The sequence below is a fragment of the Streptomyces sp. DF42 genome (assembly GCF_058267695.1).
This window is the reverse complement of record NZ_CM177859.1, coordinates 5,005,665-5,021,816: the sequence shown is the minus strand read 5'-3', so window position 1 is coordinate 5,021,816 and position 16,152 is coordinate 5,005,665. Positions and strand designations below refer to the sequence as shown.

The 16,152-nt window shown below is 69.2% G+C and carries 14 protein-coding genes and 3 pseudogenes; 11 read left to right on the top strand and 6 right to left on the bottom strand.

The window, feature by feature from the left end:
- Positions 1-43: 43 nt before the first annotated feature.
- From ACYUED_RS22950 to ACYUED_RS22925, 6 genes and pseudogenes are all read left to right on the top strand, one after another.
- On the top strand, positions 44-919 hold the full coding sequence (locus ACYUED_RS22950) for an ABC transporter substrate-binding protein (protein WP_491284502.1): 876 nt from the start codon (positions 44-46) through the stop codon (positions 917-919).
- Positions 920-950: 31 nt separating this feature from the next.
- A complete protein-coding gene (locus ACYUED_RS22945; RefSeq protein ID WP_491284500.1) occupies positions 951-1,796 on the top strand; it encodes an amino acid ABC transporter permease in 846 nt (281 codons plus the stop codon).
- Positions 1,797-1,881: 85 nt separating this feature from the next.
- Complete coding sequence (locus ACYUED_RS22940; protein WP_491294383.1) at positions 1,882-2,649, top strand: amino acid ABC transporter ATP-binding protein; 768 nt, start codon at positions 1,882-1,884, stop codon at positions 2,647-2,649.
- A gap of 122 nt (positions 2,650-2,771) precedes the next feature.
- Entirely contained in the window at positions 2,772-3,128 is a 357-nt protein-coding gene (locus tag ACYUED_RS22935; RefSeq protein ID WP_491284498.1) for a hypothetical protein, read from the top strand.
- Positions 3,061-3,656, top strand: a pseudogene (locus ACYUED_RS22930) (IS607 family transposase). Before ACYUED_RS22935 ends, ACYUED_RS22930 begins: the two are co-directional and overlap by 68 nt.
- Positions 3,649-5,292: a nuclease/transposase family protein gene (locus ACYUED_RS22925; protein ID WP_491284496.1), complete on the top strand. Its 1,644-nt coding sequence runs from the start codon at positions 3,649-3,651 to the stop codon at positions 5,290-5,292. Before ACYUED_RS22930 ends, ACYUED_RS22925 begins: the two are co-directional and overlap by 8 nt.
- Positions 5,293-5,417: 125 nt before the next feature.
- On the opposite strand, the pseudogene ACYUED_RS22920 reads toward ACYUED_RS22925, so the two are convergent.
- Both ACYUED_RS22920 and ACYUED_RS22915 read right to left on the bottom strand, forming a co-directional pair.
- Positions 5,418-6,503 (bottom strand): annotated as a pseudogene (locus tag ACYUED_RS22920) (thiamine pyrophosphate-dependent enzyme); the annotation flags it as partial.
- Positions 6,500-6,691, bottom strand: a pseudogene (locus tag ACYUED_RS22915) (hypothetical protein); the annotation flags it as partial. The pseudogenes ACYUED_RS22915 and ACYUED_RS22920, both read right to left, overlap by 4 nt.
- A 574-nt stretch (positions 6,692-7,265) precedes the next feature.
- On the opposite strand from ACYUED_RS22915, the gene ACYUED_RS22910 reads away from it, so the two are divergent.
- The 4 genes from ACYUED_RS22910 (at position 7,266) to ACYUED_RS22895 (ending at position 10,401) form a co-directional block, all read left to right on the top strand.
- A complete protein-coding gene (locus ACYUED_RS22910) occupies positions 7,266-7,469 on the top strand; it encodes a cold-shock protein (protein WP_266518316.1) in 204 nt (67 codons plus the stop codon).
- Positions 7,470-7,698: 229 nt separating this feature from the next.
- Positions 7,699-9,165 carry a DEAD/DEAH box helicase gene (locus ACYUED_RS22905; protein ID WP_491284493.1) on the top strand — a complete coding sequence of 489 codons (1,467 nt, stop codon included), beginning with the start codon at positions 7,699-7,701 and terminating at the stop codon, positions 9,163-9,165.
- A gap of 588 nt (positions 9,166-9,753) precedes the next feature.
- Positions 9,754-10,104 carry a MerR family transcriptional regulator gene (locus tag ACYUED_RS22900; protein ID WP_491284491.1) on the top strand — a complete coding sequence of 117 codons (351 nt, stop codon included), beginning with the start codon at positions 9,754-9,756 and terminating at the stop codon, positions 10,102-10,104.
- A 75-nt stretch (positions 10,105-10,179) separates the two neighbouring features.
- Complete coding sequence (locus ACYUED_RS22895) at positions 10,180-10,401, top strand: CarD family transcriptional regulator (protein WP_491284489.1); 222 nt, start codon at positions 10,180-10,182, stop codon at positions 10,399-10,401.
- Between the two features lie 382 nt (positions 10,402-10,783).
- Here ACYUED_RS22895 and ACYUED_RS22890 read toward each other — a convergent pair whose 3' ends face one another.
- The 4 genes from ACYUED_RS22890 to ACYUED_RS22875 all read right to left on the bottom strand — a co-directional run bounded on the left by ACYUED_RS22890 (position 10,784) and on the right by ACYUED_RS22875 (position 14,513).
- Positions 10,784-11,287, bottom strand: a complete 504-nt coding sequence (locus ACYUED_RS22890; RefSeq protein ID WP_491284487.1) for a GtrA domain-containing protein — start codon at positions 11,285-11,287, stop codon at positions 10,784-10,786.
- 12 nt (positions 11,288-11,299) lie between these two features.
- Entirely contained in the window at positions 11,300-11,968 is a 669-nt protein-coding gene (locus ACYUED_RS22885; protein ID WP_491284484.1) for a DUF4097 family beta strand repeat-containing protein, read from the bottom strand.
- A gap of 228 nt (positions 11,969-12,196) precedes the next feature.
- Entirely contained in the window at positions 12,197-13,528 is a 1,332-nt protein-coding gene (locus tag ACYUED_RS22880) for a phosphatase PAP2 family protein (RefSeq protein ID WP_491294381.1), read from the bottom strand.
- A gap of 241 nt (positions 13,529-13,769) precedes the next feature.
- Entirely contained in the window at positions 13,770-14,513 is a 744-nt protein-coding gene (locus tag ACYUED_RS22875) for a DUF4232 domain-containing protein (RefSeq protein ID WP_491284482.1), read from the bottom strand.
- A gap of 186 nt (positions 14,514-14,699) precedes the next feature.
- Between ACYUED_RS22875 and ACYUED_RS22870 the strand changes: the two genes are divergently transcribed.
- On the top strand, positions 14,700-16,088 hold the full coding sequence (locus tag ACYUED_RS22870; protein ID WP_491284480.1) for a helix-turn-helix domain-containing protein: 1,389 nt from the start codon (positions 14,700-14,702) through the stop codon (positions 16,086-16,088).
- Positions 16,089-16,152 lie beyond the last annotated feature (64 nt).

Sequence of the window (16,152 nt, the reverse complement as noted above, 5' to 3'; positions counted from 1 at the left end):
ACATCGTCGCGCAACAGCGCGAACTCTCAAGGGAGTTCTGAAAATGGCCAGGTCGCTCTCCTTCTCCCGTCGATCGGTGTCCGTGCTGACGGGTGCCACCGCCGCGGCCGCCATGGCCCTCACCGGATGCGCCGGGAACTCCGGCGGCACCGACGCCGCCGCCCCGGCTGCGGCCTCGGCCAAGCTGCCCGCGGACGCGCTCGTGAAGGGCGGTCGGATCACCTACTGCTCGGACATCAGCGCGCCGCCGCTGACGTACTACGACGTCGCCCAGAAGCCGGTCGGAGCCGAGGTGGAACTCGGGAACGCGCTGGCCGCCGAACTCGGGGTCAAGGCGAACTGGGCCAACACCAGCTTCAACGGGATCATCCCGGCGCTGCAGGCCAAGCAGTGCGACGCGATCATCAGCCAGCTCTACATCAAGCCGGAGCGGGAGAAGGCAGTCGACTTCGTCCCGTACATGTACGCCTCCAACACCCTCCTCGTGGCCAGGAAGAACGCCGGGGCCATCAAGGGCGCGGACGACCTGTGCGGCAGGAAGGCGGCGGGGCAGACCGGCACCACCATCGTCCAGTACCTCACCGACCAGTCCGGGAAGTGCACGGCGGCCGGGAAGGCCAGGATCGACATCCGGCAGTTCACCAAGGACAGCGACGCCCTCCAGCAACTGCGCCTCGGTCTGGTGGACGCCTACGGCACGACGCTGGAGACCGCCGCGTACGTACTGAAGCAGCAGCCGGACGACTTCAGCCTCTCCGGCGAACCCTTCAACCACATCAAGGTGGGAGCCGCGACCCGCAAGGACAACACGTCCCTGCACGACGCCCTCACCAAGGCGCTGGCCGCGGTGCGCAAGAGCGGCGCGTACGACTCGATCCTCAAGAAGTGGAACCTGACCGGCGACGACATCGCCGGCTGACCCCGCGGCACGCGCGCAGAGAGAAGACCACGTGACCCACGCAACCGTGCTCGCTGACACAGGGCAGCCGGCCGGCTTCGACTGGCCGTTCTTCTGGCACTACCTGTCCTCGCCCTCCGGGGCGTTCCTCGACGGACTCTGGCGCACCGTCTACATCTCGGTCGTCGCCCAACTGCTCGGCGTGCTCCTCGGGTTCGCCATCGCCCTGGCCCAGCGCAGCCGCTTCTCCCCGCTGCGCTGGGGCGGCCGGACCTATGTCTGGCTGGTCCGCGGTACGCCCCTGCTCGTCCAGCTCGTCCTCGTCTACAACGGCCTCGCGGCGGCGGGCATCTACCGCTTCGGGGACGTCCAGTTCGGCGGGCTCGTCCTCCTCGGTGTCGTACAGGCGGCCATTCTGACGCTCGCCGTGAACGAGGGCGCCTACATGGCGGAGATCTTCCGCGCGGCCCTCGACGCCATCGATCCCGGGCAGGCGGAGGCGGCGCAGGCGCTGGGCATGACCCCGGGGATGACCATGCGGGTCGTGCTGCTGCCGCAGGCGATCCGGATCATCGTTCCGCCCCTGGGCAACGAGTTCAACCTGATGATGAAGTCGACCTCCCTCCTGTCGGTCATCGGGCTGCAGGAGATGTTCCTGACCGTGCAGTCGATCAACTCGGCGACCTTCAAGACCTTCGAGATCTTCCTCGTCGCCGCCTGCTACTACCTCGCGCTGACGACGGTGTGGTCGTTCGTCCAGCGGTTCATCGAGCGCAGACTCGTGGATCCCGGACAGGTGATCGCCGCGCCCTCGCTGCGGGAGCGGTTCACCTCAGGCGGCCCGGGCCGCACCGCCGGCCGCGAAAACGCCACGCTCGTCGGCAAGGAGGCCCACTGACATGGAACCGATCACGAGGCAGGCCGGGGCACCGGAGGGTCACGGGGCCGGTGCACTCGCCGGGCCGGCCGACGCGTCGGCGGTGATGTCGGCACGCGGGGTGGTCAAGCGCTTCGGCGACGTCCGGGTGCTGAACGGCATCTCCATGGACGTCCGGGCCCGCGAGGTCGTGGTCATGGTGGGGCCGTCCGGATCCGGCAAGACCACGTTCCTGCGATGTCTCAACCACCTGGAACGCATCGACGAGGGCGAGATCCTCATCCACGGCCGCCCGGTCGGCTACCGGCCTCGGCCGTCCGCCTCCGAACAGCCGGTGGAGGAGCGGCCGAAGGTGGTGGCCGAACGCCGCCGCAACATCGGTTTCGTCTTCCAGCGCTTCAACCTCTTTCCCCATCTGACGGCGCTCGACAACGTGGCCGTAGCGCCGACGAAGGTCCTCGGCACGCCGAAAGCCGAAGCGAGGGAGCAGGCGCGGGCGCTCCTGGCGAGGGTGGGCCTCGAACACAAGGCGTCGTCGCGGCCGTCGGCGCTGTCCGGCGGCCAGCAGCAGCGCGTCGCCATCGCCCGCGCCCTGGCCATGAAGCCCGAGCTGATGCTCTTCGACGAACCGACCAGCGCCCTCGACCCGGAGATGGTCGGCGAGGTCATCGCCGTGATGAAGGAACTCGTCGACGACGGCATGACGATGATCGTCGTCACGCACGAGATGGGTTTCGCCCGCTCGGCCGCGGACCGGCTGGTGATGTTCGACCAGGGGGCCGTCCTGGAGGAAGGCCCCCCTGAGCAGGTCATGACCGACCCGGCCCACGAACGCACACACGCCTTCCTGCGCCGTATCCACGAGGGCGGCTGAGCACTCGCGGGCGCAGGGTGCACCGGTGCTGGGAGTTCGGATGGTTTCGGTGTGTTTAACGCACTTAGAGGCCATTTGCTGTGAATATCTCAGCACCAGCGTCCGAGTGAAGAGGAGCCGTTATGTCTGTGATCATGACGTTCAAGGTCGCCGGCGACCCCAAGGGTGTGGAGCAGTTCGCCTCGGCCAACACGGAGAAGATGCAGGCCGTCCTCGAAGCGGCGAAGCGTCATGGCCTCATCGCGCACCGCTTCTACGGCTCCGAAGACGGCAGCGGCCTGATGGTGCTCGACGAGTGGCCCGACCGGCAGAGCTTCGAGTCGTTCTTCCAGGAGCAGGGGTTGCCAACTGCTGGCAGCGGAAGGTTGTTGAGTGTGCGTAACCATGAGGGAGTGGTGGCGTTATCAGCATATGAACCTGACGGAGTGGGCGCGGGCGCAGGGGGTGAACCCGCATACGGCATATCGCTGGTTTCATGAGGGCGCCTTGCCGGTGCCCGCGCGCCGGGTGGGGCCGCGCACGATCCTGGTGAACATCGAAGCGAACACCTCACCCTCCGTGACCGGTGGTGTAGGTCTGTATGCCCGCGTCTCCTCGATGCCCGCGTCTCCTCGCACGATCGGAAGCCGGACCTGGAGCGGCAGACCGCTCGCCTGTCGGCATGGGCGGCGGAGGCGGGACAGAAGGTTGTGCGGATCGAGTCCGAGATCGCCTCGGGTATGAACGGCTGCCGCGCGAAGGTGAAGCGGCTGCCGGCCGATCCGGCGGTGACCACGGTCGTGGTCGAGCACAAGGACCGCCTCGGGCGGATGAACGTGGAGCTGATCGAGGCCGCCCTGTCCGCGACCGGCCGCCGACTCGTCGTCCTCGATGACGGCGAAGTCGAAGACGACCTGGTCCGGGACATGGTGGAGGTACTGACGTCGTTCTGCGCCCGCCTGTACGGCCGTCGGTCGGCGAAGAACCGGGCGAGGAAGGCTCTCGAAGCGGCGGCCGGCGATGAGTGAGGCGAAGAAGCAGCTCCGCACCATCGACGCACCGTTCGTCGCGCCCGGGCCGTCCGGGGTGGCGATACGCGACCGCCTCAAGCACCTCACCGACGTGGACGACAAGGTGTTGCGGCTGGTCGGTGAACACCTCGGACGCCTCGCCTCGCTGGACCTCAAGAACCGCTGCGCCGACGGCCTGGACCACGACAGCGACACGTGGGCCGCCCGCAAGCAGGGCCTGACGGCCGACTCCTCGTCCCGGTGGGCCGGTTCGATCACGAAGGCCACTCACGATCAGTGGGCGCTGTCCCGCCGCTGTCAGCTCGCCCACATCCAAGGGCTTGAGGCCGGTGTGCGGACGCTGATGCACCGACTGGCGCAGCCGGTCGGGGAGAAAGGCACCAAGCGGGCACCCGGCGGATACCGCAGTCGGGGCGAGTGGTGCCACAAGTCCCGCCGTCTGGCGACCCTGGAACACCGCCTCGATGTCGCCCGCGTGGAGCGTGAGGCCGGTGTCGTGCACGTCGTGCGCGGCGGCCGGCGCCTGCTGGGCAACCGCAACAACCTCCAGGATGCGCAGCTCAGCGAGGCCCAGTGGCGCCGGCGCTGGGAAGCCGAACGCTGGTTCCTCGCTGCTGACGGCGAGTCCGGCAAGCGGTACGGGAACGAGACGATCCGCGTCACCCCCGATGGCGAGGTCTCCATCAAGCTGCCCGCACCACTGGCCCATCTGGCCAACGGCAAGTTCGGCCGGTACGTCCTCTCCTGCAGGGTCCAGTTCCAGCACCGGGGCGCGCAGTGGCGCGACCGCGTCGAAGCCAACCGTGCTGTCGCCTACCGCATCCACCTCGATGTGGAGCGCGGGCGCTGGTACATCACCGCCTCGTGGACGAAGCCCGTGGTGAAGACGGTCCCGTTGGAGACAGCCCGCGCCCAGGGCATGGTCGGCGTCGATACGAACGCTGACCACTTCGCCGCCTACCGGCTCGACCGCAACGGCAACCCGGTCGGCGACCCGAAGCGGTTCTTCTACGACCTGTCCGGCACCGCCGACCACCGCGACGCGCAGATCCGGCACGCCATCAGCCGGCTGCTGCACTGGGCCAACCGGTGCGGCGTCAAGGCGATCGGTATCGAGAACCTGGACTTCACCGCCGAGAAGACCCGCGAGAAGCACGGCCGCAAGAAGCGGTTCCGGCAGCTCATCTCCGGCATCCCGACAGGCAAGCTCAAGGCCCGTCTGGTGTCCATGGCCGCCGAGCACGGCCTGTCGATCGTCGCGGTCGACCCGGCGTACACGTCGATGTGGGGCGACCAGCATTGGCGTAAGCCCCTGGCCGGCAAGACTCGCAAGATGTCCCGGCACGACGCCGCGAGCGTCGCGATCGGGCGACGCGCCCTCGGGCACCCGATCCGGCGACGGACGGCACCGCCCCCGCAGCACCAGAGCGATGCTGTGGGGCATCGGACCGCCCAGGCCGGACCAGGCGCACGAGGGCATGAGGGAACCCGCCCACCCGTCACGGAGCGTGCACACGATGCACGCAGCCGGACGGGGACACAGCGAACGCGGGAGACCAGCGCATCCAACACCGTTCGGGATGCGCGCAGTTCCAGGAGCTGGCAGCAAATGTCACTCCTGGACACTGTTTAGGAACGGTCCGAGATCAGGCCGATGCTCGAAGCCGCGGGAGTATCAGGCCCGGTCGAGCCGTCGTTCTGGAGCGAACTCACGACGCGCGACGCCTACGGCTGGGGCGCCTGATCCATGACGGCACGTCACCGCGCGTCCTGGGCACCGGGCCGGTCCTCGCGGTGGCGGTGGCCGGGCAGCATTTCCTGGACCTTCGCCTTGAAGCCCTGGCGGACCATGGCGGCGCGGTCGCTGTCGCCCTTGAGGACGGAGGCCCCAGCGGCCTCGATCTGGTCGAGGGACGCGTGCGGCGGAATGGGCGGCACGGCCGGATCGGTGCGGAAATCGAGGACGTAGGGCCGGTCGGATGCCAGCGCCGTCTCCCAGGCGCCCTGCACGTCCTGCGGCTTCTCCACCCGCATCCCGCCCAGGCCCACCGAGCGCGCGAAGTCCGCGTAGGCGACATCGGGCAGGAACTGCGGGGCGCCGGACATGGCACGCATCTCCCAGGTGACCTGGTTGAGGTCCTGGTTGTTGAGCACGGCGACCACCAGGCGCGGATCGGCCCACTGTTCCCAGTACTTCGCGATCGTGATCAGCTCGGCGAGGCCGTTCATCTGCATCGCTCCGTCGCCCACGAGCGCGATCGCCGGCCGGTCGCCGTGCGCGAACTTCGCTCCGATCACGTAGGGGACGCCCGGCCCCATGGTGGCCAGCGTCCCTGACAGCGAGCCGCGCATGCCGCCGCGCAGCCGCAGATGGCGGGCGTACCAGTTGGCGGCGGAGCCGGAGTCGGCGGCCAGGATGACGTTGTCCGGCAGCAGACCGTTCAGGGTGTGGGCCACGTACTCGGGGTTGATCGGGTCGGCGTCCACCGCGGCGCGCCGCTCCGTGACCTCCCACCAGCGGGCGGTGTCCTTCTCGATCTTCTTGCGCCATGCGTCGGACCTGGCCGGCTTCAGGTGCGGCAGCAGCCGCTGAAGTGTCGCGCGGGCGTCGCCGACGAGGTTGACCTCGAACGGGTAGCGCAGACCGACCATGTGCGGGTCGATGTCGATCTGCACGGCGCGCGCCTGGCCGAACTCCGGCAGGAACTGGGTGTAGGGGAAGCTCGATCCGATGACCAGCAGGGTGTCGCAGTCCTGCATCAGCTCGTACGACGGACGCGTGCCCAGCAGGCTGATCGAACCGGTGACATACGGCAGGTCGTCGTCGAGGGCGTCCTTGCCGGGACGACCACGCCGATGGGCACCTGCCGGTAGTTGGACCCGTCGGTGGCATACGCTCCCCTGCTGCCCGCGTCGAAGCGGACCTCGCCCTCGACCGCGTCGCGAAGCGCGGCCTCCAGAGCGGCCGCGTCGACCGTCGTCTCCGATCCGGCGGCCGGGCCGCGCGCGCCGTGTCGTGATGTACGAGCCATCGCATCAACCTTCGGGTCGAGGGCTGGGCTCCCAGGAGAGCCTCCGGCCGACGAGTACCCGCCTTTGCACTGCGCAAGGGAAGCATTCGGGCCCCGGCTGCACGGCGTCCTGTCGCTGGAACTCGCCGGCCACTTCACCGGTAGGGGAATCGACCCCGCGCAACTCTTCACCGCCCAGCTGGACCTCCTCGCGGGAGATGTGACCTTCGTCGCGGGAGTGGCGCCTCGGGCGGTTCGCCCTCGCACCGTCCGCTGACGACGGTGGCGGCGGCGCAGCACCCGTCGGAGGAGGCCACAGGGCTGCGGGTGGACGTGCACGACAGTGAAGGTCCCGCCCGCGGAGAGCAATATCTGCGCTCGCGAAATGAGAATTAGGTGCGGGGCACCACGAGTATTCCCCGACCGCTGACCAGGGCGGAATTATCGACCGTGCAGGGCCGATCGCACCGTGCTACTGTCGATGTCAGTTGCAGGTGTGGTTGCCAGAAGGTTCATTTCCGACGGGTTAATCATCACGGCGACACGGAATTCACACAGGGTGAATTCCTGACCCCGCCTCCGAAGGAGAAATGACATGGCTACTGGCACCGTGAAGTGGTTCAACGCAGAAAAGGGCTTCGGCTTCATCGAGCAGGACGGCGGCGGCCCCGACGTCTTCGCCCACTACTCGAACATCGCCGCCTCCGGCTTCCGCGAGCTGCAGGAAGGCCAGAAGGTGTCCTTCGACATCGCGCAGGGCCAGAAGGGCCCGACGGCCGAGAACATCGTTCCGGCCTGACACCAGCGCTGACAGATACTTCGCAGCTGGGGCCCGCACCTCTGGGGTGCGGGCCCCAGCTCGCTGCTTTTCAGGGCGAGCGACGGGAAGACTCCGCCGCACGACCGACCGGTGATGTATTCCCTGTCGGTCCGACCCGGCCCACATCGACTCTGGCTCGTCTCGAGATTCTCTGCGCCGCTCCGTGCTGCGGGAATTCCTTGCTGCGTGCCATCAAGGAAGGTTCCGCATGAATCGTGCCCGCACATCCCGTACATATGACCGCTCCGGTGGCCCGCGCCGTTCCAAGAGTTTCGGAAATCGACAGGCCCGGCCGGCCCCGCAGGGCGAGTTCGCACTTCCGAAGACGATCACGCCCGCGCTGCCCGCCGCCGAGGCGTTCGCCGACCTCGACATGCCCGCGCGGCTGCTGGCCACGCTGGGCCGCGAAGGCGTGACCGCGCCGTTCCCGATCCAGGCGGCGACCCTGCCGAACTCCCTGGCCGGTCGTGACGTACTCGGCCGTGGCCGCACCGGCTCGGGCAAGACCCTCGCCTTCGGCCTCGCTCTGCTGGCCCGTACGGCGGGGCGCCGTGCCGAGCCGCGGCAGCCGCTCGCCCTCGTTCTCGTCCCCACCCGCGAGCTCGCCCAGCAGGTCACCGACGCGCTCAAGCCGTACGCCGGTTCCGTGAGCCTGCGGCTGGCCACGGTCGTCGGCGGAATGTCCATCGGCAGGCAGGCCGGTGCGCTGCGCGCCGGGGCCGAGGTGGTCGTCGCGACGCCCGGGCGGCTCAAGGACCTCATCGACCGGGGCGACTGCCGGCTGGACGACGTCGGCATCACGGTCCTCGACGAGGCCGACCAGATGGCCGACATGGGCTTCATGCCCCAGGTCACCGCCCTGCTCGACCAGGTACGTCCCGACGGACAGCGGATGCTCTTCTCGGCCACCCTGGACCGCAACGTCGACCGGCTGGTCCGCCGCTACCTGTCGGACCCGGTGGTCCACTCCGTCGACCCGTCCGCGGGCGCGGTCACCACGATGGAGCACCACGTCCTCCATGTGCACGACGCGGACAAGCACCGGACGACCACCGAGATCGCGGCCCGAGACGGCCGGGTGATCATGTTCCTCGACACCAAGCACGCGGTGGACCGCCTGACCAAGCACCTGCTGGGCAGCGGTGTCCGCGCCGCGGCCCTGCACGGCGGCAAGTCCCAGCCACAGCGCACCCGGACCCTGGCCCAGTTCAAGAGCGGGCACGTGACGGTACTGGTCGCGACCAACGTCGCGGCGCGCGGCATCCACGTCGACAACCTCGACCTGGTCGTCAACGTGGATCCGCCCACCGACCACAAGGACTACCTCCACCGCGGCGGCCGTACGGCCCGTGCCGGCGAATCCGGCAGCGTCGTCACCCTGGTGACCCCTGATCAGCGTCGCGGCATGAGCCGGCTGATGGCTACGGCGGGCATCACCCCCCAGGTGGCCCAGGTGCGTTCGGGCGAGGCGGAGCTGAGCCGCATCACAGGTGCCCAGGCGCCCTCCGGTGTCCCGGTCGTCATCACCGCGCCGGCCGCGGAACGTCCCCGAGGCGCGGGTTCGTCGTCCCAGAGCCGTCGAGGCCGCCGGGGCCACGCAGGCCAGGGCCGGCCCGCCGGCGAAACGGCCCGCCGCAGGCCACAGCGGCGGACCGGCTCCAGCTCGGCCGCCTAGAGCCCCAGGCGAAAAGCCACACCCCAGGACCCGGTGAGGGCCCTGCCGACGCGCGTCGGCAGGGCCCTCACTGTCTTATGCCCGTGTCGCACTGCCCGGCCAAGCCCCCAGGCCACAGGATGCCTACGGCCCCCGAACACCAAAATCTACTCTTGCCAGAGTAGACATTGGGTCCCGCGGCGGTTAACGTTTTCCTCGTTGACACGGTCAAGCGAGACCCGGCAGACACGAACTGGCGGGGAGTGCGGTGTTGGGCGGCCCGCAGGTCGAGGGGCTGCCGACAGCAGCACCGAGCAGTACCGCAGTACCTGTTTCACCCAGTGATTGGTTCAGGAAGGACGGAGGAGCAGACGCCATCAGGATCGCCCGGCCCGGGTAGCTCTCGGCCCGGGTGCCGCAAGACCCCGGAATGGATGGTGGTCCCCGGTCAAGCAGTCGCGATCCCCGCACCCCTGCCCTTGCCGGGCCGGGTAGCGGAAAACAGAAGGTCGGCACAGCATGAGGGCCGACCGATGGTGTTGAATTCCCCTCGGGGCCCTGGTGCCGTACGGCATCGGGGCCCCTCGACGCGTTGCACAACGAGGTGACATGGCAGCAGATACTCCGCTCAGCGATCGTCTGGATGACGACGACTACCCCGCGTACACCATGGGTCGGGCCGCCGAAATGCTCGGCACCACCCCTGGTTTCCTCCGAGCCATCGGCGAGGCTCGACTGATCACTCCGCTGCGCTCGGAGGGCGGACATCGCCGTTACTCCCGCTACCAGCTGCGGATCGCCGCTCGCGCCCGCGAGCTCGTCGACAGGGGAACCCCGGTCGAGGCCGCGTGCCGCATCGTCATCCTCGAGGACCAGCTCGAGGAAGCCCAGCGCATCAACGCCGAGTACCGCCGTGCCGCGAAAGGGGCGTCCGACCCGTCCGGTCCCGTTTCGAGCTGATCACGTGGGCTCGGGTGGGCCGGTCATGAACGAGTGAGCGGAAGGCCCGGTTGGAGTAGGCGCATACTGGGGGCAATGACAAGGCACGCTGCACCGAAGCGCCATCTGCCCACCAGCCCCTTCAAGGCGCCGGTCGCCCCCACCCCCAAGCACTTCGCGGTGGGCGACCAGGTCACCCACGACATGCACGGCCTCGGCCGGGTCCTCGGCATCGAGGACGGAATCGCTGCGCTCGTGGATTTCGGCTCGGCCAGGATGCGGATCTTGAGTCCGTACACCAAGATGACCAAGCTGTAGAACCGCTGTGCCCGGTCACGGCACGCCAGGCCCCTTCGGGGACCTGTAACGAAAGGCAGACCCCTCATCGACCCCACCTCGCTGTTCTCCGCCACGGAGGAGCAGCCCCGCTGCTCCGCCACGGCCTTGCCGCCCCCGACCACGAGCCCCTTCCAGGCCCCCGACTTCGGGGAGTACGGGGAGTACGAGGACGAGAGCGCGCTGCCCGAGGAAGCACAGGCCCCCGCCCCGCGCAGGCGAGCGGCACGACCCAGGGCGGCTTAGCGGTCCGACGGCCGTGCCGGCGCCCGCGACCGAGTGACCGAGTGACCGAGTGACCGAGTAGAGGACGGCCGCGACCGCCTCGGTCGGGCGGCCGGACTCCCGGGGACAGCACCGCCCGCTATGCCGCCAGCAGGACGGGCGGGGCCGTCGTCCCCCGGGGTTTCAGGGGACGTGCGGTCCTGGCGCGGCCGGAGGCGAACACGTAGAGGCGCAGGATGACGAAGCGGCCGGTGCCGGCGAGGCCGGAGGCGCCGAGGTAGACGATCTGCTCGGTCGGCCTGCCGGGTGAGGCCTGCACCAGATGCAGGACGAACACCGCGACGCCCGTCACCAGGTAGGCGGCGGTGGCCGAGCCTGCGGACTGCCAGTGCTCCCGCCATCCGGCGCCGCGCCCTCTGCCGAACGTGCAGCGGGCGTGGAGTTCGGTGCACAGCACGGTGGAGGCGGCGGTGATGATCGCGTTCGAGACCGCCCAGGGCATGATCGTGACCAGGAGCGGTATCGCGAAACTGGAGAGGACTCCGACGCCGCCTCCGAAGATCACGAACCGTGCGAAGGAGGCGACGGGGCCAGGGCCGGCCGGAGTCGCCATCCCGGTTTCGCGTGCCGGCAGCGACGTCATGAGAGTCCTCCTTCAGAGGCTGCGGGCCGTGATGTCGCCGTAGGCGGTGCTGGCGTGGATGCTCAGGTCGGCGGCGCCCTCGGTGTTCCTGAGCGCGTTGTGGATGCGGCCGTAGGCGGTGCCGGCGTCCAGTGAGGCGGAGACTCCGCGGGCGGCACCGACCTGGATCCCGCCGTGCTCGGTGCGCAGGGTGACCGTGCCACGCACGGCTTCGGTGATGTGGAGATCGCCCTTCTGGGTGCTGACCTCGGCGGGGCCGCCCAGGCGGCCGACCCTCACGTCGCCGGCCTGGAGAGTGAGGCGGGCACTCGCCGTCTCGTCGAGCTTGACCGAGCCCTGCGCGCCCTCGAAGACCACGCCGCCGAGCCGTCCGACGCCCCGGAGTTCGGCGAGGGCCGCCTTCGCCTCGATGCGGGAGCCGGCGGGCAGCTGGACGGTGACCTCGACGGATCCGGAGTTGCCGAGGATCCGGTTCTTCGCGGCCGGGGCCTCGATCCGCAGGACGCCTTCGCCGTAAGCGACCTCGATCTGCTCCGCCGCCTTCACGTCGCGGCTCTTGGAGGCGTCCGCGGGCAGGACCTCGACCGTGGTGTCGGCCCGGTCGGCGGCGATGAACCGGATGCGTCCCGCGGGGATGTCGAGGACGGTGGCGATCGGGGCGGGGGTGTCGAACTTCTGCATCGTGAGCTCCTCGGTTACGTCGTTTCTGACGTTGGAAAAGCTACGTTGCGTTTATAGATTCGACAACGAGTTAGTTGCGTTTAATTCATGTCTCTGCAGGTCATCGGCGTTATATTGTTGCAATGACCTTGAACTTAACGCAACACTCCGACCCCCTACTGTTGCAATGGGCCGGGGTGAAGGCTATGCGGTGCGGCTTCACCCGCTGATGGAGGGGGTGGGGGACGGCTACGGGGACGGTGAGGGCGCCGGCACAGGTGCCGGTGCCCGCGCGGGCTTCGGCTGCTGCAGGGCGGTGTGCCGTACGAAGGCGTGGATCACGGAGGCCATCGCCAGCAGGAGAAGCGGTCCGAAAACCCACGGGTGGCGGGCCATCTCCATCGACAGATAGCGATAGGACAGCAACAGCGCGACGAATACCGTCGCGCCGTAGGCGACCGGCTGGATTCCCGACCGGTCCCAGCCGCGGTCGAGCGCCTGAAGGGCCGCCTCGACCGTGAGCGCGAACACCACGCCGGCGACGAGATCCGCGCCGTAGTGGAAGCCGAACCCCAGCGTTGCGGCGAGCGTGGCGACCAGCCAGACCGTGCCGGCCCAGCGCAGAACCCGCGGGCCCTTCCGGGAGTGAACGAAGATCGTGACGGCCCACGCCGTGTGCAGGCTGGGCAGGCAGTTGCGCGGGGTGATCCGGTCGAACGGCATCCCCTGCGGGGCACGGATCGGCGGTACCACGTCCGGCCACAGGTTGGCCACCGCCCACTGCCCGGTGGGCTGCGCGGGGAGCCCCAGGTGGGCCGCGGCCCAGTGCGCGTTTCCGGCGCCGTAGGCGTAGATCGGCCCGACGACCGGAAAGACCATGTAGATGGCCGGCCCGAGGAGGCCGATCACCAGAAAGGTGCGCACCAGATGGTGGCCTGGAAAGCGGCGCTCGACCGCCACACGACGCAGCTGGTACAGCGCGACGACGACCGCGGCCACCGGAAGCTGGCCGTAGACGAAGTTGAGAACGTGGGCGCCGATCGGGCCGGTGGCCGTGAGAGCACGGCCCACCAGCCACGACGGATTGCCCAGCGCATGGTCGGCGTTCTCCATGTACTGGTCGAGCACCACAGGGCGGGACTTCGACGTGATCAGGAGCCAGGTGTCGCCGGTCTTGCGGCCGGCTATCAGCAGCAGGCTCAGCCCGACGCCCTTCAGCAGCAGGACGCGTTCGCGGCCGGTGCGTCGCGTGACGGCCATGACCGCACAGCCGCAGATCACCCACAAGGCGCCGTTGCCGAAGGGGTGCCCGCCGGTCATCCTGGCGCCGACCACCCACCGCACCAGCAGGACGGCGGCGTCGATACCGATCGCGGCACCGATCGCGACGAAGCGTTCCCGCCGGGTGAGCACCACCGTCATCAGCGCCAGACCGGCGTACAGCACGAAGCCCGACTTGGGCGGGAATATCAGCTCCCGCACCTGACTGGTGATCGGTCCCGGCAGGCCGTAGTGGCGCGCGACGATCTCCAACGCGACAAGGAATCCAAGGGCCACGGCACCCGCCGCGGCCCAGACTATCGCCAGTGACCTGCCCCGCTCAGAGCCCGCAGTTCTGCACTTTGTTCGCGAAAGAAACCGCGACGCCATAGGTCTCAATTGTGTGGCCGATTTTCAGGACGCTTATGGAATGGAGGTGCTCATCGCGGTAAATGGCATGGTTCCCGATGGAGAGTGGACGATGGGTGACGTTCATCTCAAGTTCGAACATGCTAGCGGATCGGTGCGCGGAGTTCGCCAGTCGTGACGGGTTCCGCCGACTTCACCAGTTGACGGCGTCGTCCATCGACTGCTGCCAGTACGTGACTTTGAGCGAGTCGTCGATGTAGGCGCCCTTCGCGGGAAGCGACGGATGCGCTCCCGCGCCGACGCTCTCGTTGCCGGAGCGGCCGTGGAAGTAGACGGTCAGGGACTTCACGGTGTGGCCGTTCGAGCCGCTGCCGTCGGTGGCGGACAGGCTCACGGACGCATACCCGGACTCGCCCGGCTTCAGGGTGACGACGGCCTGCGGCTGCGACTCCTCGATGACCGGAGGCACGGCCTGGGCCTCGCCGAAGCGGACGGCCGGGTAGCCGTAGAGGAAGCAGGTCCTGCTGCCGGTGTTGGTCACCGTGAGCAGCATGTGGTTCACGGGGCGGTTCAGCGGGGCCGCGACCGTCTTGGTGTTGGACCCCTCGCAGGTGACCGGCTTGCCGGAGGAGGTGGGGGCCTTCGGCGAGGTGTGTGCGGTGGACTTCGAGCCGGCGCCGGGCTTGGCGTCGGAGGAGCCCGGGCCGTTCGAGGAACCCGAGGAGTTCGAGGAGCCCGAGGCGTCCGCGGACGAAGGGGAGCCGGAACCGGAGTCCGGCGAAGGGGCACCGGACGAGGAGCTCGTCGAGGCGGTCCCCGCGGCGCCCTCGTCGTGGGCGCCCGTTCCCTCGTTGCACGCGGTCAGGGAGAGCGCGGCGAGAACGGTGGTCGCCGCGGCGGCGGCGAGACGGGTGCGGGAGATGCGGTGGCTGGACACGTGGTCGTACCCCTTCGGTGTTCGGGTGGCGGTGGTGATTGGATGGCCGAAGCTTGTGACGTGATCCGTCCCAACTGCCACACATGGCGGGCAGTTGGGGACGCTGGAACGCCGAGACGCCCTCTGACCAGGGCGAAAGCAGTGGTTCTGGAACGCACCACTGGAATACGGGGATGAGGGGAACGGGTGTCGGGGGCGACGGAGGCAGGGCAGGCGGAGGCGTTCGCGCGGCTGCTGCGGGAGCTCAAGGACCGCTCGGGACTGAGCTACGGGGCCCTTGCCAAGCGTCTGCACATGAGTACGTCGACGGTGCACCGCTATTGCAACGGCACCGCGGTGCCGGTCGAGTACGCACCGGTCGAGCGCCTCGCCAGGGTCTGCCGGGCGACGCCGCAGGAGCTGGTGGAGCTGCACCGACGCTGGATCCTGGCGGACGCGGCACGCGGGCACCGGGCGGATCAGGTGGAGACGACGGGTTCGACGCAGGCAGCCGGTTCGGACGGTTCAGCCCATGCGGCGGGCCCCGGACGGGGCATGGAGAAGCACGAGGAGAAGCACGGGGACAACGGCGAGGACGAGGGCAAGGGCGCGGGCGAGGACGCGAACGGTGAGGCGGTTGTCGTCGACCCGCCGGACGAGTTCGCGCCGCCACTTCGCTCCCCTTGGCTCCGTCATTCCCCTTTGCTCCGTCGTCGCCGTACCGCGCTGATCGCCTCCCTCGCGGTGGTCGCCGCGCTGGGAGCCGTCGTGTTCGCCCTGCGTCCGACGGGCGCCGGGGACACCACGCAGGCGCCGATCACCGGCACGACCGGCACCACCGAGACCGGCGAGGCCGGAAAGCCCTCCGCCACGCCGTCTCCGAGCGGGATCGGACGCAAGCCGTCCGCGGCGGCTGCCAACCCCCCTGCCGCGACGGCCGGTTCCGGGGGCGCCGGCAAGCCGGGCGGGGCCCGGACCACCGGCGACAGCGTCGGCGGCGCCGTCCCGCTCACTGTCGGCACCCGCCCCTATGTCTACGAGGATCCGTGCAGCCAGCACTTCCTCGTCGACAGCGAACCCGAGCAGGTCGGCCCGCCGGCGAGCGAGCAGGACGCTCCGCGCTGGGCCGCCGCGTACGGGGCGGTGTCCTCGGGCGAACAGCGGGTCGCCCTCACGGTCCAGGGCACCGGCGAGGACACCGTCGTCCTGGAGGCGTTGCACGTACGTGTCCTCACCAAGGGCGCGCCCCTCGCCTGGAACGACTACTCGATGGGTGTCGGCTGCGGTGGCGGCGTCGGCACCAAGTCGTTCGACATCGGCCTCGACAGCGGCAGTCCCACGGTCACCGTCAAGAACGGCCAGCGCGACTTCCCGTACAAGGTCAGCGAGTCCGACCCGGAGGTCTTCTACGTCAACGCCCACACCACGGCGCACGACGTCCGCTGGGACCTCACCCTGGACTGGTCCAGCGGCGCCCGCCACGGCACGGTCCGCATCGACGACAACGGCACCCCGTTCCGCACGAGCGCCGATTTGGGCCGCCCGGGTTACGACTACCCGCTGGGCGGCGGCGAGTGGATCAAACGGGAGGGCTGACGTGAGGACCACGGGCGGCCAATCGCCGGGTAACGCGGGGTAAAAGGGTTCGGCATCGTCCCTT

Excerpts from the sequence above, each read along its gene's own strand:
- ACYUED_RS22950 (WP_491284502.1), top strand. The coding sequence starts at position 44 with ATGGCCAGGTCGCTCTCCTTCTCCCGTCGATCGGTGTCCGTGCTGACG.
- ACYUED_RS22940 (WP_491294383.1), top strand. The coding sequence starts at position 1,882 with ATGTCGGCACGCGGGGTGGTCAAGCGCTTCGGCGACGTCCGGGTGCTG.
- ACYUED_RS22935 (WP_491284498.1), top strand. The coding sequence starts at position 2,772 with ATGTCTGTGATCATGACGTTCAAGGTCGCCGGCGACCCCAAGGGTGTG.
- ACYUED_RS22925 (WP_491284496.1), top strand. The coding sequence starts at position 3,649 with ATGAGTGAGGCGAAGAAGCAGCTCCGCACCATCGACGCACCGTTCGTC.
- ACYUED_RS22910 (WP_266518316.1), top strand. The coding sequence starts at position 7,266 with ATGGCTACTGGCACCGTGAAGTGGTTCAACGCAGAAAAGGGCTTCGGC.
- ACYUED_RS22905 (WP_491284493.1), top strand. The coding sequence starts at position 7,699 with ATGAATCGTGCCCGCACATCCCGTACATATGACCGCTCCGGTGGCCCG.
- ACYUED_RS22900 (WP_491284491.1), top strand. The coding sequence starts at position 9,754 with ATGGCAGCAGATACTCCGCTCAGCGATCGTCTGGATGACGACGACTAC.
- ACYUED_RS22895 (WP_491284489.1), top strand. The coding sequence starts at position 10,180 with ATGACAAGGCACGCTGCACCGAAGCGCCATCTGCCCACCAGCCCCTTC.
- ACYUED_RS22890 (WP_491284487.1), bottom strand. The coding sequence starts at position 11,287 with ATGACGTCGCTGCCGGCACGCGAAACCGGGATGGCGACTCCGGCCGGC.
- ACYUED_RS22885 (WP_491284484.1), bottom strand. The coding sequence starts at position 11,968 with ATGCAGAAGTTCGACACCCCCGCCCCGATCGCCACCGTCCTCGACATC.